This is a genomic window from Clostridium sp. CS1-1 (assembly GCF_056135525.1).
Genome location: NZ_CM148680.1, coordinates 2939573 through 2965324, shown reverse-complemented (window position 1 = coordinate 2965324; position 25752 = coordinate 2939573). Strand labels below are relative to the sequence as shown.

Genomic DNA, 25752 nt, shown 5'->3' with positions numbered 1-25752 from the left:
TTCTATAATTTTTGTTATTATAAATAATATATTTGAAAAAGAGAAATCTATTTTTTATTCTTCTAAGATTAAATGTTTACTTTTAGTTATTGTTGCATAAGCTAAGATAAAGATTATTTTTGATAGAAGTCAGGGAGAGTGGACAGGCGTTGAAAAAATTTGTAGTACTCTGCACAATTATTATTTTATCGGGATTTTTAAGTTATAAGTTTTTATTTTTAGTTAGAAATAAAATATCAGCATATAAAAACGATGGAATATCTTACATTTCTAAGGTTGACAACAAGTCATTCTATATATATAGATATGGAAAGTGGGAAAAATCGTTTGTTAAAGGATTAAATATAGGAGCGGCCAAACCAGGTGCATTCCCTGGAGAATTAGCTATAACAAAAGACGACTATTTGAGATGGTTTAAGGAAATTGGAAAAATGAATGCAGACTCAATAAGAGTATATACAATACTTAAACCAGAGTTCTATGATGCTTTATATGAATACAACCAAAAATCATTGAAACCTATATATATTTTTCAAGGTGTATGGGTCAATGAGGAAGATATATCTAAGTATAAAGATGCTTATAACGCCATAATCAAGGATGCGTTTAAAGAAGATATAAAGACACTAACTGATATAATACATGGAAATGCAAAACTTCCTTTCAAAAAAGGTCATGCTAGTGGTGTTTATACAAAGGACATATCACCTTATGTAATGGGTTGGATTTTAGGAATAGAATGGGATCCAAATCTTGTAGACAACACAAATAAGATTAATGCTAGGGTAAATGGTTTTAATGGTAAATATTTATATACTGAAAATGCTTCGCCTTTTGAAGTATTTTTAAGTGAAGTGGGAGACTATGCGATAGAGTATGAAACTGAAAAATATGGGATGCAGAGACCATTAAGCTTTACAAATTGGCCAACTACAGATCTATTAAAACATCAAAATGAACCCTTAAAAGAAGAAGATATGGTCGAAGTAAACACGGAGCATATAAAGAAAAAAGGTTCCTTCAAACCTGGACTCTTCGCATCTTATCATATATATCCGTACTATCCTGACTTTATGAATTATCAACATGAGTATGCTTCATATAAGGATAAGAGTGGAAAAATTAATACCTACAAGGCTTACTTAAAGGACTTAATAAAAGAGCACACAGTACCAGTTTTGGTGGCAGAATTTGGAATACCAGCAGCAAGAGGTATAGCACACAAAAATATTTATATGGGATATAATCAAGGAAATGTAGACGAGAGAAGTCAAGGTGAAATGAATGCAGCTATGTTACAGGATATCTACGAGGAAGGTTATGCTGGTGGTCTAGTTTTTACCTGGCAGGATGAATGGTTTAAAAGGACTTGGAATACAATGGATTTAGATCTACCAGATAAAAGACCTTATTGGTCTAATCCTCAAACTAATGAGCAAGAATTTGGTATTCTAGCTTTTGATCCTGGAAAAGATAAAAGCGTATGTTATGTAGATGGAGATGTTTCTGAATGGAAGAATGAAAAGCCTTTAACAGAGACAGATAACATGAAACTATATGTTAAAAGTGACGAAAAATATCTTTATATTATGGGAGATATAAAAGGATTTGATTTTGAAAAAGATAAATTAATTGTTCCTATCGATATAACACCAAATTCCGGGAATTTGAAATATAATGATTATAATGTAGAATTTAAAAGACCAGCAGATATGGTAATTTCAATAGACAAAAAATCTGGTTCAAAGATAGTTGTAGATTCCTATTATGATATTTTTTACTATATCTATGCAAACCAGCTAAAAATAATGGGTAGAAATGAAGCTTTAGAAAAAAAGAATAATGGAAATTTTAACCCTATATACTTATGTTTAAACAAGGAATTATATTTGCCACAAGATAAAAAATTACTTCCTTTAGAAAAATTTGAAACAGGAAAATTAGTATTAGGAGATGGCAATCCTGATCATAAGGATTATAATTCATTAACGGATTATGCAATAAACAAGGAAAAAATAGAAATTAGAATACCATGGCAACTTTTAAATGTTATGGATCCTTCAGAAAAAATGATTATAAGTGATTTTTATGAAAAAGGTAAAATAGATTCTTTTAAGATTAAAGGACTTTATGTAGGAGGAATACTAATTAAAAACGATGTTACTACTGCTAACAGCAATATGGAATTTTATAATTGGAAGGAATGGGAAGTTCCCACTTATCACGAAAGATTAAAACCATCCTATGATATTTTAAAAAAGGCGTTCAAGTCTATAGGAACTAACTGAACAAAACATATTTAACATCGGCTTCAAAATAAGAAGAAGAGTTTAAGGTTAAATAGAAAGCTAGACTATGAAGGCTTATACTGAGGGAATATCAGATATGTTTCGAGTAGGAGGTAATTATGGAAGAGTATGCTTATTTCTCAATAACGTTTTTTTCCTTAGTAATATTTTTCTTGTATATTTATATACTATACGAAAAAATTACAGAAATTCGTAAAAATAAAAGAATAAAAAGATACTCTGAAAAATTAGTACCTTATATTAACTATAACATTAATCAAATTATAAATGGAGAAAGTATCCCCCTTTCTACACTAAATAATATAAAAAAAATTTGCAAGAATAAGTATAAAAGAGAAATAGTAGAGGAAAGGCTATTTCATTACTTGGAGAATATTAAGGGGGAATTTTTCTCCAAACTCGTAGAACTATGTGAATATATCGGAATTGTAAAATATGAAATAAGTAATTTAAAAGATAAAAATAATTTTAAGAAAGCATTAGCTGCTAAAAGACTAGGTGAGTATAGAAGTAAGGAAGCAGTTAAGCCACTGCTAAACGAAATAAGCACCACTAACAGTGATGTAAAGTATAATATTCTTTTAGCACTTGCAAAGATAGGAGAAGAAAACTCTTTCATTGAAGCATTCCAAAATATTGATTCAGCGGTAATTCTTAGTGAGAGAAGTTTAATAGAAATAGTGGATAGCTTTGAGGGAGATAAAAATAAGATTTATAGAGCTATGATAAACTCTAATAACTATTTTATTGCTTCCGTATTTATTAAATCAGCTGGAAACCAAAAGGATGTTTCATTAAGCTATGAAATATCAAAACATCTATCAAGTGAAAATAAAGAAATGAAAATCGCAGCCATTAAGGCAATAGGTAGTATTGGCGATAAAAGATATTTGGATGAGATGATTAAGCTATTGGAAGATCAGGAGTGGGAAGTAAGAGCAGTAACAGCAAGAATCCTTAGTAATTTTGATGATAAAAAAATTTTACATCCCCTTGCAAAGGCATTATCAGACCAACAATGGCATGTTAGATATAATACGGCTACAACCATATTAAATCATAAAGAAGGAATGGAGATAGTTTCCTATGTTTTCAGAGGGGAGGATAGATTTGCTAAGGATATAATTATCTCTGCAATAGAAAATCTCCCTAAAAACATTCTACATTTATATGAGACCTCCAATGACTTTAATAAAAGAATGTTGGTTATAAGAATTAATGAATATAAGAGACAGAAAAGAGAGGAGGCAGATGTATGCATGGAGCATTAATTAAACAAATTGTAATAGCTTTTAACAATGTAATGCTTTATTATGTGCTTTGTATTAATTCTATATATTTTATATTATTAATTTTATCTGCCTTCAGTTTATATGATTATATTAAAAAAATGGATTATTCCAGTTATAGAAAATATATTGGATCGAGCAACATGATACCAATTTCAGTATTAGTACCTGCTTATAATGAGCAAAATACTATAGTTGGTAATATAAAATCCTTACTATCTTTAAATTATCCTTTATTTGAGATTATCGTTATTAATGATGGTTCTAAAGATGATACTTTAAATAGAATTATTGACGCCTTTAATTTAAAAGAAATAGATCAACCAGTCAGATATTTAATAAAAACAAATAAGATTAGAGGAATATATAGGAATCTTGATATTCCAAAGCTGACTTTAATTGATAAGGAGAACGGTGGCAAAGCAGATGCACTTAATGTTGGTATAAATGTATCAAGATATCCAGTGTTCACCTCTATAGATGCTGACTCGATACTTGAGAGTGACTCCTTAGTAAGAGTAATTATGCCTTTTATTGAGGATAAACTAACAGTTGCTGTTGGTGGAATTGTTAGAATTGTTAATGGCAGTGAAATCAAAAATGGAAAAATAGAAAAGGTTGGACTTCCTCACAATAAACTGGCAATGTTTCAGGTAGTTGAGTATCTAAGAGCTTTTCTTAATGGAAGAATGGGGTGGGATTCACTAGGATGTTTATTAATTATTTCGGGGGCTTTTGGAGCATTTAAAAAGGATGTTGTTGTGGAAGTAGGAGGATATGCAAGCAACACCATTGGAGAAGATATGGAATTAGTAGTTAGGATGCATGAATATTTAAGAAAGAATAAGTTGAAATATAGGGTTAAGTTTATACCAGACCCTGTTTGCTGGACGCAAGCACCTGAGAAATTTAGAGATTTAAGAGGACAAAGGAGAAGATGGCAAATCGGTCTTATGGATAGCTTATTTAGACATAAAAAATTATTATTAAATCCTAAATACGGTATAATAGGTATGCTTGGAGCTCCATATTTTTGGGTATTTGAAATGTTTGGTCCAATTATTGAAGTTTTAGGATATATTTTTATTCCTTTATCTTATGCATTTGGGCTTCTAAACGTTAGATATTTTATACTATTTTTAGTTTCATCAACACTTTACGGGATAATATTATCTATAGGTGCTATTTTATTAGAAGAATATACTTTTAGCAAATATCCATCTACTAGGCAGTTATTTAGACTTTCATGGTATGGTATATTAGAAAACTTTGGGTATAGGCAAATGACAACATTCTTCAGAATAGATGCAATTTTAAGATTTAATAAGTTTAAAAATAGTTGGGGAAAAATAAAAAGAGAACGTTTTGACAGCTAGGATTGCAATACCTAGACAAATACAGTATAATATCTTATATTTACAAAAAATAATTTAAATAACATAGGAGTATATTAAAATGAGAGCAAGTTATAGAAACCCAAAGGAATTAGCTAGTAAATTGAGAGATTTAGTTGACACCTATTTTGAGGGTCTAATAGGATATGAAGAGTTAGAGAAGACGGTCACAGCTATAATAAATGCCAATGGAGACATGGTTTATAAAAATGGATTTATGCCAACAAAATTAGCTGCTGTATTAGGTACTGATAGGGTAGAGATTATAAATAAGATATCAGAAACAATGAAGTAACTTATAGGTTTACTGGTGATTGGAAAGTGTTACCAAATTATCTTCGGGTATAAAAGATTAAATTCTGAAGACAATAATATCTGTAGTAAATACTTTTATACTGGAGGTAGGAAAATATGTTACCAGAAAAAATGAATCATCCTAACCAAGGAATTAAATGTGTTGTTAATAGTTGTCACTATTATATGTCTGGCGATCATTGCTCAGCATCAATGATAGAAGTTCAACCAAGAAATGCAAGTAACACACAAGATACAGATTGTGCAACATTCATTCCAGAATCACAAGCACACTAATAAGTTTATAACAAAGTCCGCTAGAAATAAACAATTTTGTCTAGCGGGCTTTGTTTTTTTATTGTAACATTAATATGATATATAGTTGTTGTTATATAGCTTTGAAGTATAACACAGTAGATAAGTAATAGGTTCTTAAAGTTTAAGGACAAAAATAACTTATTATAAAATGTTTTACCTAGAAATAGGAATACTGCAAAAGGGAGTTTTTATGAAATTAATTGGATATAGAACACTAAAAACGGGCATTGGTGCCTCAATAGCAATGATTATAGCAAAAGAAATAGGACTAGAGTACTCTGTATCAGCAGGTGTTATTACTATTTTAAGCATTCAAAACACTAAGAAACAGTCTGTTAAAATATCAGCGCAGAGAATAGGGGCTTGTATTTTGGCATTATTTATATCTTCAGTTATTTTTAGAATACTAGGTTATAATGCCATAGCATTTGGTGTATTTCTCCTGATCTTTATTCCACTAACCGTAAGATTTGATTTAGACCAAGGCATAGTGGTCAGCTCTGTAATTGTAACCCATTTACTAGTCCAAAAATCTTCGGATATATTTTGGATTAGGAATGAATTAGGACTAATGATTGTAGGAATTGGAGTTGCTCTTTTCTTAAACATATATATGCCAAGTATGGAAAGTTTAATTAAACAGGATCAACTATACATAGAAGAAAAGATGAGAGAAATTCTTATACATATGTCAAAGGCTTTGAGGAATAATTATGATTTAGTAAAAGGAGAAGTATTATTCAAAGAACTTGAAGAAAGGTTACATACAGGTAGGAATAGAGCGTATAATAATTTGAATAATTACTTTCTTTTAGACGTTAGCTATTATGTCAAATATATGGAGATGAGAATACGTCAGTTTGAGTCAATTAAGAGGATGAGACAACACTTTCAACGGTTTTTTATGACTTATGAGCAGACGACTATGATAGCTAATTTCACAGAACAAATTGCAAACTCGTTACATGAAGAGAATACGGCAGAACAGCTTTTGGGAAAATTAAATTCTTTAAGGGGGGATTTTAAACAAATGTCATTGCCTTCCACTCGAGAGGAATTCGAAAATAGAGCCATGCTATTTCAGTTTTTAAACGATATGGAGCAGTTTTTAACAATTAAATATGAATTTATAATAAATGATAAATAAAAGGAGAAAACATTTTAATATCTGAAAAGATCTGTCGATAGGCAAAGAAATACATTTTGGTCAGAGTATGAAAGAACAGTATACAAATAAAATATAGATATGATACATAATAATTAGGAGTCCCAATTAAAGAGTAAAACATACTATCTGCAAGGAGAATCATAAACATTTTAGCACTTGAAGGTTTATTTTAGATTATGGGCTGATTCGTTTAATAAATGGTTTATATTGAATACTTACTTTAAAGTGACTTAACTTACAAAAAAGTGCGTACTTGATAGCTCCTTAGAATTGAAATATACTAAGATTGGTTATTAGTTGATTAAAATAAAACCAATAAAGTTATTTAGGGAGTGGAGGAGTAAAAATGAAGGTTGTTGCTTTTAATGGAAGTCCTAAAAAGGAAGGAAATACTTATCATGCAATAAAATTAGTTGCAGAGGAATTAGAGAAAGAATCAATAGAAGTAGAAATCATACATGTAGGCAATCAAGTCATAAGAGGGTGTATGGCTTGTGGAGGATGTGGCAGAAATCAAAATGAAAAGTGTGTTTTGCCAGGAGATTCTGTAAATGAATGGATTCAGAAGATGAAAGAAGCAGATGGAATAATACTAGGTTCTCCTGTTCATTATTCAGCGATAGGAGGTACAATGAAATCATTCTTAGATAGAGCTTTTTATGTATCAAGTTCTAATAACAGTATGCTAAGACATAAGGTTGGAGCTTCTGTAGTAGCTGTGAGACGTTCTGGTGGTGTTACTACATTTGAACAGTTGAATAACTACATCAATTATTCTGAGATGCTTATGCCTACATCAAGCTATTGGAACGTTATACATGGTGCAGCGCCGGGAGAAGTTTTACAAGATGCGGAAGGGGTTCAAATAATGAGAACCTTAGGTAAAAATATGGCTTGGTTACTCAAACTTGCAGAGAATGGCAAGTGTGATGTGGAGGAACCTGGAAAAGAGAAAAAAGTATTCACGAATTTTATTCGTTAGTTATTTAGTTATAAATAAGTATTGAAAAGCACTTATATTAAGAAGTGTCTATAAATATATATAAGGTTTATAAAAGGAGGTATAGCGTATTTTGCTATGCCTTTTTTTATAAATCATATATAAGTTATAATTAAGAGGTACTATAATGGAGAGCATAATAATCAAGCCTTAGGGTATATAGTGACAGCTTATACTAATAAATAAATTGTTGTTAAATATTATAAAGATATCTGAAAAAAGAGCATCAATTGAGTCAGTGATTAAATAGAGAAGGAGTTATATTTACAAATGATTTTAAATAATTGGTAAATACAACTCCGTTACACCCTAATGAAATCTAAAGTTTAGTAGGTGTTAATCTAATACTAGATAAAAACGAATGTTATCCTACCATAACAATTTCCACTGGACCATGGTCGTCGCAATGATCGCCATGAGCATGATGAAGTCTTCCATTTACTAGATAATCCATATGGTCACCATGCTGTACCATTTCATGACCACAGTCAGCACCATGATCACAACCGCAGTTAGTGTGATTTTCAACATTTGGGTTTACTTCATCAATAGGAATGCTGCACTCATCCCAGTGATTATTATGTATATGATGAAGATGACCATTATGTACATAATCAATATGATCACCATGTTGAATTTTAGTATGCCCACAAGCGATACTATGTTTATGTTCGTGATTGCTATGTGTATTATGTTCCATTTGCAAGCCTCCTTTCTTAAACACCTTTCTAAGTATATCCAAAAAAACTAAAATTAATCAATATTTAAAGTAGTAATAACGAAAATATTATATATTTTAGTAATTAAGTTTATATATCATTGATATATTTACATTTTGTGGTAAAATATTAAGTTAATAGTATATTTATAATAAAAGCAGTAGGGGGCTTTTTCATGATATCTTGTGATATTATATGTTTTTTAGATAATAATAACATTGTGAAACACGTTGAACAGTGGAATTTTAGTAGTAATAACGATAAAGTAAGTGTTTGGAATGAGTATATTGGTAAAGAGATAGGAAGTCTTTTCGATATTGACTTACACAAGAACAAGGGATTAGTAAGCTGGAGAGGGGTTATGTTTAGATACACTAAAACAGAAAATATAATGGGGACAGGTTATATTCTCTATATGACTGAGTACTCAGACAATAGTGGAATATATGAGGAAGTATTAGATTGTGTTTCTGAAGGAATTCAAGTGTATGACAAAAATGGCTATCTTTTATTTTGCAATAAATATAATGAGAAAATCGAAAAAATGAGCAGAGAGAATATTATTGGAAAACATTTGCTTGACATATATGAGTTAAAAGAGGAATACAGTACAACTTTGAACACAATTAAAAATAAAGCATCGGTAGTTAATAGATGTGATAACTTTAAAAATAAAAACGGTGAACTAATTACAACAATCAACTCAGGATATCCATTATTTGTTGATGAAAATTTGGTTGGGAGTGTTGTTATGGTGCAAGATTCATCAGTTTTTGAACAATATAATCGGAGGATAAAAACTTTCGAGAAATTTATATTTGAAAGCAATTATAATGAAGATAATCACAAGAGAAAAAACTTTTACAGTTTAAAATATTATAATTTTGATGACTTAATTGGCGAGGATGATAATTTTCTGGAAGCAATTAATTTATCTCGTAACATAGCTGACAGAGATTGTTCTGTACTGATTTATGGTGAGACTGGCACTGGTAAGGAGTTATTTGCTCAAAGTATTCACTCTGCTAGCAGGAGAAAATGTAAAGGATTTATTGCAGTAAATTGTGCAGCTATTCCTGAAAGTTTAATTGAAGGCATACTATTTGGAACGGAAAGAGGCTCTTTTACAGGAAGTTCTGACAAAATGGGATTATTTGAGCAGGCAGAAGGAGGAACTTTATTTTTAGATGAAATTAACTCTATGAGTATCCAGATGCAATCCAAGCTGTTGCGTGTATTACAGGAGAAAAAAATTAGGAGAGTAGGAGGAGTAAAGGACATAGATTGTAACGTTAGGATTATATCATCTACGAATGAGGAACCACTATCTTTAATTAAAAATAATAAAATGAGAAATGATTTATATTACAGAATAAGTACAGTAACAATTAACATTCCTGCCTTAAGAGATAGAATAGAAGACATTGACTTATTAACTCGATATTTCATTGAAAAGTTATCTCGTCATTATTCAAAGAAAGTACAAAAAGTATCATCAGAAGTTATTAATAAATTTAAAGGATATGACTGGCCTGGAAACATAAGGGAGCTTGTTCATAGTATTGAGTATGCTTTTAATACTATGAACGGCGATGTTATAGATATTCAGCATTTACCTAAATATCTAAGTAAAAATTTAGATGCAAATCGCAAAGACATTTTGCAGTTAACAACTTTAGAGGAAATAATGGGTCGGTACGAAAAAGAGGTAATTAAGAATACACTTAAGAGATATAAAAATAATATAACAAAAGCAGCAGATAAGCTAGGAATAAAAAGGCAAAGCTTACAATATAGGATAAAAAAATATGATTTATAAAAGCAAAGTCATTTTGCGTTAATGCAAAATGACTTTGCTTTTAAGGTTATGAATATAAATGAAAGATTATCAATAAGATTAGTTAATTTAAGTAGGTCATTGTAATTTCAATAGATAAAATTTTTAATAAGAGAAATATAAACACTATTTATATTTGGTATAATTATTGCTTTATATCTATAATATATGACTTTAAATAAGTAGGAAAAAATTATGGTTAGCTTTATATTTGGATAATGAGGGGGATTGATAATACTGTGCTTGATACTGATTATGAAATTTTAATAAGAGATCCTAAAGAAATCAAGAAAGTTTACTTAGGGAATGGAGATTTTACAGTAGAAGATTTTATTTGACATTTAAAGCTTTAAATTATGACATAAATGATTAACTATTTGAATTCCTTAAATTAGTGAAAGAGGGGGTTAATAGATGTTATTATCCGGTATTGATAATGTAATTATAATTCTTTTTTCTATTTTTATAGTTGCTGTTGGAGCTTATTTTTCAAGGGCTGTTAAGGATATGGAAAGCTTTTATCTTGGAAATAGAAGTCTACCTTGGTCCCTAACTGTAGGTGCACTGGTAGCTACATGGTATGGTGGAGTTGGAACAGTGGGGACAGTTGAATATGCAGCTTTATATGGATTATCTGTGTGGGTTATTTGGTGTGTAACAGCTCATGCGGGACGTATGCCATTAGCTCTATGGGTAGGTCCTAAAATTCATGTAAGAACAGGTATTACTGTTCCAGATTTACTAGATAGTGTGTATGGTAAAGGGGTAGCTATTCTAGGGGCAGTTTTAATGCTAGTTTATTGTACACAAATTGGTCAAATAACTGCTATGGGCTTTATTGGTAAGGCAGCTTGGGGAATAAGCAATTTTTCTGCAGGGACAATATTGATTATTTTAGTTATTATAGTTGCAGTACTTGGTGGACTTATGGGAGTAGCTGTTACAGACATGGTATTATTCTGGTGTATGTGCTTTGGACTAACTATGGTACTTCCAGGTCAATGGTCAAATATCGGTGGATGGGAAGGCCTTCAACATGCATTGTCTAAAACACCGGAATTAATGGACCCAATAGGTGGTTTGACACCGATGAAGGCATTGATGCTCTGCGTTCTAGCATTTGGTGTTTATGCGGATCCTACATTCTATCAAAGATTTTCTGCAGCAGATTCACCTAAATCAGGAAGAAGAGCTATGCTATCTTGTTTTGTACTTTGGATATGTTTCGATATAGTGCTTACTTTAACTGGACTTATAGTTAAGGCAAAGTATCCAGATATTGCACCAGGCGAAGGATATATTAAGTTAGTTTTAACAAGTTTGCCAGTTGGTATAAGAGCACTCTTTATTATAGGTCTTGCAGGATCAATTATTTCTGCTTTAGATGGATATTATCTATCGGCTGCTGCAACTCTTGCAAATGATATATATGGACGAATTAAAGGAAATGTAAGTCAGAAACAATTAGTTTTGCTGACAAGAGTTGGTATTGTTCTCGTTTCAATTGCTGGGCTTATGATTGCATTTAAATTTCCAACAGCTCAGGATGCTTTCATATTTGTCGGCAGCATTTGGATGGCAGCAGGCTTTGTTCCAATTGTTGGTGCGCTTATTTGGAAGGGTAAAAAAACTCCGATGGGTGGCTATTTAGGTTTAATAATTGGTGCTGGTGCTTTTGCATATTTCAAGGTGTTTCCGTTTAAAGCTTTTGAGTTAGAACCATTGATTGCAGCTCTTCCGTTGTCTCTTATAGCATGGATTATAGGGAATCAAATAGGAAAATCAGTTGAAAAAGAAGATGTGAGGGAGGCGTTATAATGTCAAAATCGAAAAATAACTTGGATATATCGTGGATTGGACTTGATGGTTTTTTAGTAGCGCTGTATTTTGTAGTTGTAGGTATTATATACTATGCAATTTCCTCCCATAACGACTTTATTGTAGGACAATTGATACCATATGGGATTATGATTGTAGTAACATTAATATTTATTAATTATTTATCTATTATCTTTAAATTTTCAAAGCCAAAAGATAAGAGTACAGATATCAATCAACAAAAATAAGATTGGTAAGGAGAAGAAGTTAATGGATATCAAGTCATTTCCTATTAAAATTGATAAATCGGAAGCGGAAAAAATAGCTGAAGCTAAAGGTGGGGTGCTTTGGAGAACAGTGTTTGCTGGTAAAAGTGTATCTCAAGTTAAAAGATATTTTATTGAGTTTAAGCTAATTACTTTTGAAGCTATTCACCATCCAACACTTATTGAAAGGTTACTTTTTCGCAAAAATGGCATAAAGAAGCAGAGAATTACAATGCTTGCAGATGGGACAACTGGCTCAGTCTCATGGGTAGAAAGTATGCCAGATATTATTACTATAAAAAATGTAGATGATATGGATATTCAGTTGTCAGATAAGGATAATCAGTATCTTAGTAACCAAGGAAGAAAAATAGCCACTAAAGTAATGCATAGACATGTTGGTGGGATACCGGAACTTAAAGTGTTAAAAATAGAGAGTATTTTTAGGCCTTATTGGATTGCATTTTATGGCGATGTGATTGAAGGTAAGAAAGTCAGGTATCTTCCAATAGCTGCGGATGGTTGCGGCTCCCATAGGGATAGGTAGTTAGAAGGTGAGGTGAGGAAGGTTGGATCCAAGAAAGATAAGTGAAGTTATGCTAGGAGAGCAGCATACTACACTAGAGGAGTTTATTGCAGTTTCGAGATACGGTGCAAAAGTATATTTTTCACCATCCTATTGCGAAAAAGTAAGCAGATCAAGAGGATTGGTAGAGAAGTTTTTAAACGAAAAGAGAATTATTTATGGTTTGACCACAGGGTTTGGAGAAAATTGTAATAAAATCATTTCTCCTAAAGATGCAATTACACTCCAAAAGAATATTCTAAGATCACATGCGTGCTCATTAGGCGAACCGTTAGAGAAAGAGGTTGTAAGAGGAATTCTATTAATGATGCTTCAGAACATGGGGCAAGGATTTTCCGGTGTGCAGTTGAACACATTAGAAAGCATCGCAAATATTTTAAACAACGAGATTACACCATTTGCACCTAGTCATGGTTCAGTAGGGTATTTAGCTGTGGAGGCGCACATCAGCTTGGTTCTTTTAGGCGAAGGAAAGGCATGGTTTAAAGGAATATTATTAAATGGAAAAGAAGCATTAAAAGAAGCAGGACTAAAGCCGATTGAATTAGGTTGTAAGGAAGGTCTAGCTTTGGTTTCAGGTACAACTTCTGTTACAGCTTTAACAGCATTAGCGATATATGACGCAATAAAGGCAGCAAAAACTGCAGATATTGTTGGTGCAATGAGCTTAGAGGTGTTAAAAGGTACTGTTAGGGCATTTGATGCAAGGTTGCAGTCAGTGAGACCTCATGAAGAGCAAGCAATGACTGCAAGAAATGTTTTAAGAATTCTTGAAAATAGTGAGATTGCAAACAAATATATAGACTATAGGTTGCAGGATGCACTTTCAATAAGGTGTATACCACAACTTCATGGTGCAGCTAAGAAGACTCTTAAGGATGCAGCTAAAACAATAGCTATTGAGCTGAACTCTTGCTGCGATAATCCAATTATTTACCCTGAGAATGAGGATGGTATAGCGCTTATGGGATGCAATGCAGACAGCTCTTATATAGGAATAGAAGCAGATTCTGCTTGCATTGCAATGACAACTATTGCAAAGATGTCCGAGAGAAGAATAGATAGGCTTGTTAATCATCACGTAAGTGAGTTACCAGCATTTTTGATTGAGGATTCAGGTCTTAATAATGGGTTTATGATTCCACAGTATACAGCGGCAGGACTTTTAGGAGAAATGCGTATGCTAGCAACGCCTTCAACAATAGATAATACCCCTACCTGTGCAAATCAGGAGGACTATGTAGGGATGGGATACAATTCTTCTAGGAAGGCATATCAAACAGTTAAGCTTTTAGAGAATATATTAGCAATTGAGTTTTTAAACGCATCTCAAGCAATGGATTTATTAAAACCATTAAGTCCGTCACCAGCAACAAAGTTAGTATATGATTTAGTCAGGAAATCTGTACCAAAACTAGAAAGTGATCAATACTTATATCCATTTATTCAATATATATATGAGATAATTCATGAAGGACATATATTAAATTCAGTAGAAGGAATAATTGGAGAGTTAGAATTCTAATTTAAAAACCTCCGAATATTATTTTTCGGAGGTTTTTATTGTCAGTTTAAAAAAGGAGGTAGTAATGATATCTGAAAAAAGCTATTTGAGAGCCATGAAATGTTATCAGGTACCAGAACAGTTCTATGACCAGGCAATGCTAATGTTAAAGGAAAGTGAAATCAAATTAATTGACCTTATGGATAAAAAAGAATTTAGTGATGAAGAGTTAAAAAACTTAATCAAAGAAAACTTTAATGTTGGTGAAGAAGCTTTCTTAATAAATTGTTATAAAAGAGCTATTATTAAAAAAGTTAAAAAAGGTGAAGAGGTTTACTTCTCAATAGCAGACTTCTATACAAGGTTAACTTATTTTGCTCAATATGAGTTAGAGATGTGGAAAGTGATTCCAGAGGATGAAAGAAAAGAATTAGACAAATGGTGTTTCGACACATATATAGACTATTATAGAGAGGCTATTGAGAAAAAAATCCATGGAGAAAATATACCACTACACAATAGCAATCTAATAAATCTAAAAGAAGCTGAAGAGTTGATTGACAACGTAGAAAGAGAAATATACCTACAGCCTTGTAATTGTAAGTCAATTGCGTTAAATTGTGATAAGCCTAAAAATGTATGTATTCAATTTGGATGTAATATTAATACACCAGCTGATAGGGGCTTAGGCGAAAAGATATCTAAGGAAGACGCTAAAGAAGTTTTAAAGAAAGCTGATAAAAGTGGTTTGATGCATACAGCGGAAGAGGATGCTATATGTAACTGTGATGGGTGCTGTTGTTATCCATTTAGGGCTTCAAAAATGCTTGGTTCAAAGAAGATATGGCCTAAGTCAAATTATGAACTTAATTGGAATGAGGAAAATTGTATTCACTGTGGAAAGTGTGAGAAAATGTGCAACTTCGGAGCGTTTTATAGAGCGGAAGATAAAAAGATGAGATTTGATAAAGAAAAATGCTATGGATGTACTATTTGCGCAGAAAATTGCCCGAAAGGGGCAATTGTATATAACAAATAGTTTTGTTATATACAATTAGCTAATCAAGAGTGAGTAAGGAAGCAACCAGAATATTAAATTGGCATTGTAGTACATTTATAAAATAAAAAGATAAAACGTTATGTCAGCATAGATTTATGCTGACATTTGACATTGTTCCTGTAAGTTTAATATAATTTTATCATAATATATATAGAATATTATCGATTGTAAAGACATTAATTAAAATAAAAGATAAGTTAAAGTTGAGCGTAATGGGATAAACTTGAGATTTTAGTTAACAAAAATTATACAGTGGTAGTATTATATATAAGACTAAATATTTGATTGGAGATGCATTTATGAAGAGACCAAGTAGAAATGATTTATGTTGGTGTGGTAGTGGCAAAAAGTACAAAAAGTGTCATATGGAAGAAGATGATAAGCTATATGTTTATGAACAACAGGGGTTTACGATTCCTCCCCTTAATATAATAAAAACACCTGAACAGATTGAAGGTATAAGAAAAAGTGGAAGAATTACTAATGAGATCTTAGACAGTGTAGGAAAGCGAATTAAGCCAGGGGTAACTACTGATGAGATAGATAAGTGGGTTAGTGAATGCACTATTAAAAGTGGGGGAACAGCTGCTCCATTAAATTATTTCGGTTTCCCTAAAAGTGTGTGTACTTCTATAAATAATGTTATATGTCACGGCATACCCGAGGATAGGGCATTAAAAGATGGCGATATCATTAATGTAGATGTAAGTACTATATTAGATGGTTACTATTCTGATGCAAGTAGAATGTTTGTAGTTGGTGAAGCTAGTGAAAATGCAGTGAAACTGGTTGAAGCAGCTAAGGAAGCCTTGTATATAGGAATTAATGCTGTTAAGCCCTATGGTGATCTTAATGAAGTAGGAATAGCTATAGAAAACTATTGTAATAAATTAGGTTATTCAGTAGTAAGAGATTTAGGTGGACATGGAGTAGGTTTAAAGTTTCATGAAGAACCTCATGTAGATCATTTTGCCAAGACTGGTAAGGGTGTACTTTTATTACCGGGAATGGTATTTACCATAGAACCTATGGTAAATGAAGGAAGTTATAAATGCGTCACACTCGATGATGATTGGACAGTTGTTACTAAGGATGGCTTACTTTCGGCTCAATGGGAGCATACAGTAGTTGTTACAGAAAGTGGAGTGGAAATATTAGTTTAATGTGTTGTAACTTTATATACATGTGAGAGTTATAATAAGTTCAAATTAAAAAATACATCACTTAGATAGATAAATTACCTGAGAAAGAACTTAAATCTCAAATAAAGTAAGACTTATATTATTATACAGGAACTGCCTATCCTAATGGATCAATAATCATTAGGATAGGCAGTTCTAATACTATATTTTTGTGCACTCCAAAGCTTATAATAAAGCCCTTTTTTTTCAATAAGTTCATAATGAACGCCTCTTTCTACTATAACTCCTTTATCGAGAACAATTATTTCATCCATTTTGTCCATACCTACTAATCTGTGGGTTACCCATAAACAGCTCTTATTCTTTATTGAACTATGTAGCACATCGATAATTTTTTTCTCAACTAGTACATCTAAAGAGGCTGTAGGTTCATCAAAAAGTAGAATGGAGCTGTTTTTTAGTAATGCTCTAGCTATGGCAAGTCTTTGTTTTTCTCCACCAGAAACTTTAGAACCAAACTGCCCAAGTAAAGTATTAATTCCTTCAGAAAGGTTCTGGACAAAGTTGAAAATTTGAGCACTATTTAAGGCATCATTAATCGATGCTTCACTTGCCTGTGGGTTTGCTATAAGGAGATTTTCCTTTATTGTAGTATTGAAAATATAGGGATTTTGTTCTACATATACATATTGCTTTCTTATTTCATCTAAATCTAAATTAGAGTAGGATACGCCACCTAACTTTATGTCGCCTTTACTGTAGCCCATAAAGCCAAGTAGAACTTTTAATAGTGTGCTTTTTCCTGAGCCGCTTATTCCAACTATCGCAAGCTTCTTCCCTTGTGGCAGTTCCAAGGAAATATCTTTTAATATATAGTTTTTTGTATCTGATTCAACTACGCTTAAGCTTTCCACTGAAAGGTTGCTTCCACAGATAGTTTCTTTATTAGCTAGTGTACCTGATGTAGTTTGAGGCATCAATGAGAAAATGTTTTTGGATGCAGCAGTAGATTCATTTAACTTATAAAGTATATTTGGCATTGGAGTAAGTGCTTCAAAAGAAGCCATAATTGCAAGAGGAAGCATTGCATAGTATATTCCATCTAATTTATCGGTTAATACTAATGACGCACTTTCCACTAGAGTAAATGTTGTTAATAATATTAAAGAAAATGAATAAAGATTGTCTCCTAAGCTGGCGATAAGACGTTTCTTTTTTTGAACCTCAATTAAATTTTGCTTGAGCAGATTATATTTATTAGAGAAAGCACCTTTCAAAGAGTAGATTGAAACTTCTAGAATACCATTTAATATGTCTATAAGCATTAGATTGATTTCATTTTTAATGGTATTCTCTTTTTTTATAATACTATTATTAAATCTAAATAATACAACAGGCAGTATGAATCCGGAGAATGCATAAAATATAGTATAAATTAATGAAACTGTTTTACTAAAAAAAACTAAAAATATAGATGTTATTACTCCTGTTAAAACAGCTGTAGTTAGTGGATAGATAACTCTTAGGAAGAATTCCTTTAGAGAATCTACATCATTAACAAGTCTTGAGTATATTGTGCCAGTTTTGAATTGTTTGTTATTTTCTGAATAATTTTCGTTAAAGTATTTAAAAAACCATCTTCTAAGACTGCTTAGGATTTTAAAAGTAGTATTGTGTGAAATAATCCTTTCTAAATATCTAAATACTCCTCTTGATATACCAAAAAATCTTACTGCTGTTATTAAAACCATTAAATCTAAAACTTCTGGATGAAGTGCAGCTCTTGATATTAAAACTGATGAAGCAGAGGACATTCCGATATTGCTTAAAATAGTCAGCAGTGCCAGAAATAATGAGAGTAGGATAAGAGGAATATGCATTTTCATCAAATTATTCATTAACTTAATCACTTTCATAGTTCCATCTCCATAGTTTTTATCATATTATAATACTTTCCTTTATTTTGAAGCAAATTTTCATGAGCTCCACTTTCAATAATGGAACCATTATCTAGAACTATAATTTTATCGGCTGCTCTGATAGTGTTTAATCTATGAGCAGCAATTATGACTATTTTATTATCTAAATTATTATTAATTATATGTGATATTATATATTCGGTTTCAGGATCTAATGCGGAGGTCGGCTCATCTAATATAATTATTTCAGCATTTTTTACAAGAGCTCTTGCAAAGGCTATTCTTTGTCTTTCGCCACCGCTTATATCAACAGCTTCACCATCTCCGATGATAGTTTTATATTTTTGTTTAAATTTTTCTGCGAAATCACTTATCTTTGTTAACTTACATATATCTAAAAACTCTTCCTTTTCGATTGAATTTCCTAGTAAAATATTGTCTTCAATGCTCATATTAAAAATATGAGGAAATTGAGGCACTATAGCTAATTTTTGTACGTAGTAACTTTTATCAATGTTATTAATATCCATACCATTTATAAAGACAGAGTTACGATCAGGCATTAAAAAACCGCTTAATATATTTATAAGTGTACTCTTTCCACTGCCGCTTTCACCTACTAGTGCTATCTTCTGGTGTAGATCTATTTCAAAGCTTATATCATTTAAGGTTTCGTTTTCTCCATGGAAAAAATTTAGTTTATCAACTTTTATTTTTGAAATAATCTTACTGCGAGAAGATCCCTGTGATATTGAGTTATCCGTTTTAAGTATTTCTTCTATAGAAGATATTTTGTCCATTGTAACCTCACCGTTAAGAGAGGCATGAAATTTTACCCCTAATTGACGAAGTGGTAAATAAAAATCTGGTGTAATTACCAAAATAAGAAAGGCTGTTAGAAAATCAATTTTATTGTAAACAAGTCTTAAGCCAAGATTAACAGCAACAACCGCAGTACTTATAGTAGCAGCTGTTTCTAGTACCATGGCAGATAGAAAAGATATCTTTAAAACACTCATCGTTGATTTTCTGTAACTTTCACTTACCTTATAAACTTTTTCTTCTTGAATTTTACTTCTGTGAAAAATCTTTAAAGTTCTCATTCCTTGAAGCATATCTAAAAAATGAGAGCTTAAAATGATTAACTTTTTCCACTGCTGTTCATTGATCTCTTTAGACTTATATCCAATCAAAGTCATAAAAAGTGGAATTAAAGGATAGGTTATAAGCATTATCAATGCTGAGATACTATCATAAAAAAAAACAAAAGCACATATTATTACAGGTGTTAGAACTGCTGAAAAAAATTGTGGTATGTATTGGGTGAAATAAGGCGTAAGCATTTCATCCCCTTCAGTGAGTATGTTAATAAGTTCTGCACTTTTTTGTTCTTTAACTTTGTAAGGGTTAGAGGATAATATAATATTAAAGAAGTTTCTTATTATATTTTCTTTTATTTCCTCAGATAACTTTTTAATAGAGTTTTCTATAATAAAGTTCCAAATTGATCTTAAAGCTCCATTTAGCAGCAAAAGAACTAGATATATTTTTAATTCACTTAGGTTTTGTTTATTAATAAATATTCCACTAACTATCAGAGCTAAAAAATATGCGTTTAATATGGCAAATATTGAGTTTAACACTGGATTTACTATAGTTTTAGGAATATACAAGCTATTAATTTTGGCTTCTTTTAGAAGTTTTTTATTAATCATTTTACGCAGACTCCTTTTCAAGCATAACAAGCATTCTACCATTTGAAGTAAAGCTTAACTTTAGTAGGGTTTAGAGCCTTAAATGACTCTTATTTGAATCTTTAAATAAATTTTGACATTTCTAGTATAATCGTGGAAAGTGTAAAATATGCCATTTGTAGAAGTAGAAATCTTCAACTGTTTCAAAAAGTTCAAGTTTAGATAGGAAGAAGGCAAGTAAAGCCTCAAGCGCTAACAGAACTTCAAAGAGGTCCCCTACAAGCCTTGAGTAATTAGACCAGTTCATTTCGAAAATTTCACCACTTCAAAACAAAATTTTGATAGAGTTATTTGAATTACAGGCTTAAATAGAAAATTGCATAGTACATTATACAGTGCTGAAATAAAAAAGTATGAAATCATTTTAATTTTGATTTCATACTTTTTCATTAAAATTTAATGTATATGTAGTTTATAAGTGTAAATATAAATAAGCTTAAAAAATTATATAGATTAAACTTGTTTATATAAACTTTGCTCTTTTCTTCATTTTCATTAGCATATATTTTATAAGAAATAAGACTTGCAAGTGAAGCGATTAATGTTCCCATACCTCCAATATTCACTCCAAGAAGAACTTCTCTCCAATTATTCGTAAAGCTTGATACTAGTATAGAGCAGGGCACATTACTTACTATCTGGCTTAGTATTATAGAAGAAAAATAAACTCTTTCTGATTTTTGTAAAAAATTCTGCATATATGATTGTATGAATTCTATGTTTGAGATGTTTCCAATGAATATAAAAAAACAAACAAATGTAGCTAATAAAAAGTAATCAACTGATTTTATGAGATACTTGTCTATAAATAATACACTTAGTATCACAGCTAGAAATGTATATTTGTAGTCTATAAACCCAAATACTGAAAGTACTACAAAAGCAAATAAAAGTAAATATACTCTAACTTTTTTTCTGTCCGTTACTTTCACGGTATGTAATGAAAGCTGAAGTTCTTCTTTAAGAACCATTCTATTTAAAAAGTAAAGCCAAAGCAGCCCAAGCACTACAAAAGGGATGGTTACAGAGAAAAACTGAACTCCGCTCAAATTATAGTGAGTAAATAAAAATAAATTTTGTGGATTTCCCATAGGGGTTAAGCTGCTGCCGATATTTGCAGCTAAAGTCTGAAGTATAATTGTTTTCATAGAATCTTTTTTTGCCTTTTTAAAAGTAAGAATAGCAAGAGGAACAAAAGTAATTAGTGCTACATCATTAGTAACGAGCATAGAAGTAAAAAAAGTTATTATTATAAATACCATTGAAACCATTCTTGTATCCTTGCATTTGGTAAGTATTTCTAGTGCAAGCTTATCCATAACTTTTAATTCCTCGAATGCCGAAACTATTATCATTAGATTAAAGAGCAGCACTAGAACTTTAAAATTTATATAAGATACTTTAGGTGTAAGGAAAAAAGAAGAAAAAACTGCAAGAGAAAATGATATAATAAATACTTTTTCTTTTTTTAACTTTTCCATTAATAGCTGTATGTAACCAAGTTGGTTGCTTAAAATTTCCATAGCGAGTATCATCTCCGTTATTTTAATTATATGTATGAATGTAAAAACCCCTTCCCTATTATATAAAAGTAAAAAGCTATTTACAACATTTAAAGTAACGATTCATTTTTATACAGCTCTATTTTATTATTGAATGTGAATCACTTTTACAGAGTGTGCGGGGGGGATTAGAGTGGGTAGTCATCGGATAAATAATCTTCACTATATTTAGTGGAAAACGATTGGGAAATTAATAGTTTATGTGAAAGTGGCCTAAAAATGTCATTGTAAAGTGAATAAATCCATGCTATTATATAAAAAATGAAATAATTAAGTTATTTATTTTTTATTTGTAAAAGATTTCAACCGAGGAGGGAAACAAAATGGAGAATAACAAGAAATTAAGTTGGAACAACCTTGCTTTAATGGCTTTTGTAAGTGTTTGGGGCTTCGGAAACGTCGTAAATGGTTTTGCAAGCCAAGGTATGAAGGTAGTTGTTTCATGGATATTAATGTTCGCATTGTACTTCGTACCATATGCATTAATGGTAGGAGAAATGGGTTCAACTTTCAAAGAAAGTAAAGGTGGAGTAAGTTCATGGATCAGAACAACATCTGGTACTAAATTAGCTTTTTTAGCTGGTTGGACATACTGGGTAGTTCACGTTCCTTACTTAGCTCAAAAGCCTCAGGCCGTACTAATAGCTTTAGGATGGGCTGCAAAACAAAATGGAACTTTCGTAAAAAACATGAACCCAATGATTTTACAGTCAATGTGTTTAATTGTTTTTTTAGTATTCTTATGGATATCATCAAAGGGTGTAAACTCAATAAAGAGAATTGGTACCATAGCAGGTACATCAATGTTTGTTATGTCAATTCTTTATGTAATACTAGCTATAGCAGCGCCAGCTATAACTACTGCTCAAACATATAGCATTGATTTTAGTATGAAGTCATTAATGCCAGACTTTAACTTTGATTATTTAACGACTTTAGCAATATTAGTATTTGCAGTTGGTGGAGCCGAAAAGATATCACCATATGTAAACAATATGAAAAATCCTTCAAAGGACTTCCCTAAGGGAATGATAGCCCTTGCAGTAATGGTTGCCGTAACAGCACTACTTGGTTCATTTGCAATGGGAATGATGTTTGATCCAAATAATATTCCAAAGGACTTAATGATGAATGGTGCATACTATTCATTCCAGAAATTAGGACAATACTATGGAGTAGGAAACTTATTCTTAATAATATATGCAATTGCAAACACTTTAGCTCAAATATCAGCTTTAGCATTCTCAATAGATGCGCCAATAAAAGTTTTATTAGCTGATGTTGATAACAAGTTTATACCAAAGTCATTAACAAAAGTTAACGAAAATGGTACACCAGTTAATGGGTACAAACTAACAGCGGTATTAGTTGGAACACTTATAATAGTGCCTGCACTAGGAATAGGTGATATGACATCTCTATTTAACTGGTTATTAAGATTAAATGCAGTAGTAATGCCATTAAGATACTTATGGGTATTCTTTGCTTACATGGCATTAAAGAAAGCTGTAGCAGGTAAGTTCGAAGCTACTTATCAGTTCACTAAAAACAAGACATTTGGATACTTGGCTGGATTATGGTGTTTTGTATTTACAGCCTTCGCTTGTATAATGGGTATGTTCCCTAAGGGAGTTAAAACTTACTCAGGAGAATGGTATTTCCAAATAACACTTAATGTGTTAACTCCAATTGTATTATTAGGATTAGGATTAATATTACCAATGATAGCAAAGAGAACAAATAAAGAAGAAACTGAAAGTAAAGCAATATAAAAAGAGTATATGGATTTAGAGCGATTAATCAATTAATAAAAACAGCTCCTTAGTTAAAGAGAATTAAAACTTTAGCTAAGGAGTTTTATTATACTTAAGAAACAGATTATTACAAAATTATAAATTACTTTGAAATTTTTTAAAAGGAGGGCAAGAATAGAAAACTACAAAAATTAAATTAGTTATTCTCTATTAGTGAAAAAACATGAATTTATTGCTATGTTTCGTATTGGATATAAAAAATTATAGCAGGGAAAAATAGAAAGATAGAAATAAAATTTAAGCCCAACATTTTAGGCAAAAGCGGTAATGTGAAAATACAATTATTGTAAAAGATTAGAAAAAGAAGAATAAAGATTTAAAATTAGTTTATAGAAATAAAGTGCATCAGAATTTAATAATTTCATTTAATATGTTATAAAAAATATGGATAAGGAGGGATTGTATAATGGAAAATAAAACTGTTGAAATACCAATGTACAACAATACATTTACCTATGACAGTAAGCAAATCGAATTAATTAAAAATACAGTAGCCAAAGGAGCAACTGAAGATGAGCTAAATATTTTCCTATATCTTAGCAAACAGTATAATTTAGATCCCTTTAAACGAGAGATATGGTTCACTAAATATGGTAATCAGACTAATATAATGACCTCTAGAGATGGATATTTAAAATATGCGCAAACAAGTCCCGAATTCGAAGGCTTAATATCCTTTGTAGTACATGAGGGAGATGTATTTGAAATCGATGCAGCAGAGTATAGAATTACTCATAGATTTGGGAGTAAAAGAGGAAGAATTATGGGAGCTTGGGCTAGATGCGATAGAAAGGGAAAGAAGCCATTCATAAGTTATGTAGATTTTGGTGAGTATAATCAAAACAATAATATTTGGAGAAAGTATCCATCTGCTATGATACAAAAAGTTGCGGAGGTATTTGTATTAAAAAGAGCATTTGGAATAAATGGACTAGTAACAAAAGAAGAAATAGGAGATGAAACAATAGATTCAGTAATAGATAGGAAACAAAAAGAAGAGGCTTCTAAAACTCACATAATGAGAAAAGAACAAAAATCTGATATATGGGAGTTAGCAAAATCTAAAGGTATTGAAGTAGATGAGTTAAAGCAATACACAATGAAGGAGATAGGAATTCCATTAAGTAAGCTTACTCACGAACAAGCAGATGCATTAATAGAATTACTTTCTAGATATGAAAAACAACCAGTTGAAGATTTAGAAGTTAAGCCAGCAGAGTTTACACAGGAATATAAGAAAATGGTTAACAAACTAGAAGAGGAAACCTTAGTTAAATAAAAAAATTTCTTGACAATAAGTGAATGAACGTTTATTATAGAATTCACTAGGGGTGAGTAAATGAGAAAAAAAGACGATGAAAAACAAAAAAATATAAAAGAAGCAGTAATTAAATTAACACTAGAAGAGGGTTTTCACGGTACTTCCATTTCAAAGATAGCTAAAGAAGCGAGAGTTTCACCAGCTACTGTTTATATTTACTATGAAAATAAAGAGATTATGTTACAGGAAATTTACCAGGAATATTCCGAAGAAATCTCTAATCATTTACTCAATAAAGTTTGTCAAGGAATCAATGGGAAAGAACTTATCGAGAAACTTATTCGAAGTTACTACAACTATATACGAGAACATGAAGAGATATTTAGATTTGTGGATCAGTTTTCTAATTGTCCTGCTTTAGCCAATCGCTGTGAAAGAAAGAAAAGCAGTGAAATTTTAAATAAATTATTAGATGAAATGAAAAAAAATAAAGTTATTAAGGATATTAATAGTAATAACTTGGTTGCTATACTCTTCTCACCAATAAAATTAATAGCTACCAATCACTGTATTGGAGAAGAAGAAAAATCAAGTATGCTTGAAGAAATAATTACAATTATGCAAGATGCATTACTTGTATAATAGTCTATAAAAGCGAGGCTTATCTTGAAAAAGAAAATACCATAAAGCCTCGCAATTAATCAACAAATAATTAAATGAGCATTCGTTTAATTGATG

22 protein-coding genes are annotated in these 25752 nt (G+C 31.1%); 17 read left to right on the top strand and 5 right to left on the bottom strand.

Translation table 11 applies throughout. The features are described 5' to 3' along the window. Positions 1-149: 149 nt before the first annotated feature. The 7 genes from AC0N0V_RS13885 to AC0N0V_RS13855 all read left to right on the top strand — a co-directional run bounded on the left by AC0N0V_RS13885 (position 150) and on the right by AC0N0V_RS13855 (position 7754). Complete coding sequence (locus tag AC0N0V_RS13885; RefSeq protein ID WP_474458615.1) at positions 150-2288, top strand: family 2 glycosyl transferase; 2139 nt, start codon at positions 150-152, stop codon at positions 2286-2288. Positions 2289-2407: 119 nt separating this feature from the next. Continuing rightward, positions 2408-3580: a HEAT repeat domain-containing protein gene (locus AC0N0V_RS13880; protein WP_474458614.1), complete on the top strand. Its 1173-nt coding sequence runs from the start codon at positions 2408-2410 to the stop codon at positions 3578-3580. After that, positions 3565-4974 carry a glycosyltransferase family 2 protein gene (locus tag AC0N0V_RS13875; RefSeq protein WP_474458613.1) on the top strand — a complete coding sequence of 470 codons (1410 nt, stop codon included), beginning with the start codon at positions 3565-3567 and terminating at the stop codon, positions 4972-4974. The genes AC0N0V_RS13880 and AC0N0V_RS13875 overlap by 16 nt, the downstream gene beginning before the upstream one ends. 79 nt (positions 4975-5053) lie before the next feature. Beyond that, positions 5054-5287 (top strand): TIGR04540 family protein, encoded by a 234-nt coding sequence (locus AC0N0V_RS13870; protein WP_474458612.1) that lies wholly within the window; start codon positions 5054-5056, stop codon positions 5285-5287. A gap of 116 nt (positions 5288-5403) precedes the next feature. After that, positions 5404-5583: a DUF1540 domain-containing protein gene (locus tag AC0N0V_RS13865; protein ID WP_474458611.1), complete on the top strand. Its 180-nt coding sequence runs from the start codon at positions 5404-5406 to the stop codon at positions 5581-5583. 211 nt (positions 5584-5794) lie between these two features. Next, positions 5795-6751, top strand: a complete 957-nt coding sequence (locus AC0N0V_RS13860; protein WP_474458610.1) for an aromatic acid exporter family protein — start codon at positions 5795-5797, stop codon at positions 6749-6751. A gap of 367 nt (positions 6752-7118) precedes the next feature. Next, positions 7119-7754: a flavodoxin family protein gene (locus tag AC0N0V_RS13855; RefSeq protein ID WP_474458609.1), complete on the top strand. Its 636-nt coding sequence runs from the start codon at positions 7119-7121 to the stop codon at positions 7752-7754. Between the two features lie 382 nt (positions 7755-8136). Here the strand turns inward: AC0N0V_RS13855 and AC0N0V_RS13850 are convergent, their stop codons facing one another. Then, entirely contained in the window at positions 8137-8472 is a 336-nt protein-coding gene (locus tag AC0N0V_RS13850) for a hypothetical protein (protein ID WP_474458608.1), read from the bottom strand. 194 nt (positions 8473-8666) lie between these two features. Here AC0N0V_RS13850 and AC0N0V_RS13845 point away from each other — a divergent pair, with 194 nt between their 5' ends. The 7 genes from AC0N0V_RS13845 (at position 8667) to AC0N0V_RS13815 (ending at position 16725) form a co-directional block, all read left to right on the top strand. Then, complete coding sequence (locus AC0N0V_RS13845; protein WP_474458607.1) at positions 8667-10310, top strand: sigma-54 interaction domain-containing protein; 1644 nt, start codon at positions 8667-8669, stop codon at positions 10308-10310. Positions 10311-10742: 432 nt separating this feature from the next. Continuing rightward, on the top strand, positions 10743-12146 hold the full coding sequence (locus AC0N0V_RS13840) for a sodium:solute symporter family protein (protein ID WP_474458606.1): 1404 nt from the start codon (positions 10743-10745) through the stop codon (positions 12144-12146). Continuing rightward, complete coding sequence (locus tag AC0N0V_RS13835; protein WP_474458605.1) at positions 12146-12394, top strand: hypothetical protein; 249 nt, start codon at positions 12146-12148, stop codon at positions 12392-12394. The genes AC0N0V_RS13840 and AC0N0V_RS13835 overlap by 1 nt, the downstream gene beginning before the upstream one ends. A gap of 22 nt (positions 12395-12416) precedes the next feature. After that, complete coding sequence (locus AC0N0V_RS13830; RefSeq protein ID WP_474458604.1) at positions 12417-12959, top strand: hypothetical protein; 543 nt, start codon at positions 12417-12419, stop codon at positions 12957-12959. A 22-nt stretch (positions 12960-12981) separates the two neighbouring features. Then, positions 12982-14523, top strand: coding sequence for an HAL/PAL/TAL family ammonia-lyase (locus AC0N0V_RS13825; RefSeq protein WP_474458603.1), 1542 nt, complete (start codon positions 12982-12984; stop codon positions 14521-14523). Between the two features lie 64 nt (positions 14524-14587). Then, entirely contained in the window at positions 14588-15541 is a 954-nt protein-coding gene (locus tag AC0N0V_RS13820) for a 4Fe-4S dicluster domain-containing protein (RefSeq protein WP_474458602.1), read from the top strand. Positions 15542-15861: 320 nt separating this feature from the next. Further along, positions 15862-16725, top strand: a complete 864-nt coding sequence (locus AC0N0V_RS13815; RefSeq protein ID WP_474458601.1) for a methionyl aminopeptidase — start codon at positions 15862-15864, stop codon at positions 16723-16725. A gap of 149 nt (positions 16726-16874) precedes the next feature. Here the strand turns inward: AC0N0V_RS13815 and cydC are convergent, their stop codons facing one another. The 4 genes from cydC to AC0N0V_RS13795 form a co-directional block, all read right to left on the bottom strand. Next, complete coding sequence (cydC, locus tag AC0N0V_RS13810; protein WP_474458600.1) at positions 16875-18620, bottom strand: thiol reductant ABC exporter subunit CydC; 1746 nt, start codon at positions 18618-18620, stop codon at positions 16875-16877. Then, entirely contained in the window at positions 18617-20338 is a 1722-nt protein-coding gene (cydD, locus tag AC0N0V_RS13805) for a thiol reductant ABC exporter subunit CydD (protein WP_474458599.1), read from the bottom strand. The genes cydC and cydD overlap by 4 nt, the downstream gene beginning before the upstream one ends. Before the next feature lie 121 nt (positions 20339-20459). Beyond that, positions 20460-20624: a cytochrome ubiquinol oxidase subunit I gene (locus AC0N0V_RS13800; RefSeq protein ID WP_474458598.1), complete on the bottom strand. Its 165-nt coding sequence runs from the start codon at positions 20622-20624 to the stop codon at positions 20460-20462. A gap of 142 nt (positions 20625-20766) precedes the next feature. Then, complete coding sequence (locus AC0N0V_RS13795; RefSeq protein WP_474458597.1) at positions 20767-21900, bottom strand: SLC13 family permease; 1134 nt, start codon at positions 21898-21900, stop codon at positions 20767-20769. 362 nt (positions 21901-22262) lie between these two features. Here AC0N0V_RS13795 and AC0N0V_RS13790 point away from each other — a divergent pair, with 362 nt between their 5' ends. The 3 genes from AC0N0V_RS13790 (at position 22263) to AC0N0V_RS13780 (ending at position 25656) form a co-directional block, all read left to right on the top strand. Beyond that, on the top strand, positions 22263-23711 hold the full coding sequence (locus AC0N0V_RS13790; RefSeq protein WP_474458596.1) for an amino acid permease: 1449 nt from the start codon (positions 22263-22265) through the stop codon (positions 23709-23711). A 448-nt stretch (positions 23712-24159) separates the two neighbouring features. Further along, on the top strand, positions 24160-25032 hold the full coding sequence (locus tag AC0N0V_RS13785) for a RecT family recombinase (RefSeq protein WP_474458595.1): 873 nt from the start codon (positions 24160-24162) through the stop codon (positions 25030-25032). A 60-nt stretch (positions 25033-25092) separates the two neighbouring features. Continuing rightward, positions 25093-25656, top strand: a complete 564-nt coding sequence (locus tag AC0N0V_RS13780) for a TetR/AcrR family transcriptional regulator (protein WP_474458594.1) — start codon at positions 25093-25095, stop codon at positions 25654-25656. Positions 25657-25752: the final 96 nt, after the last annotated feature.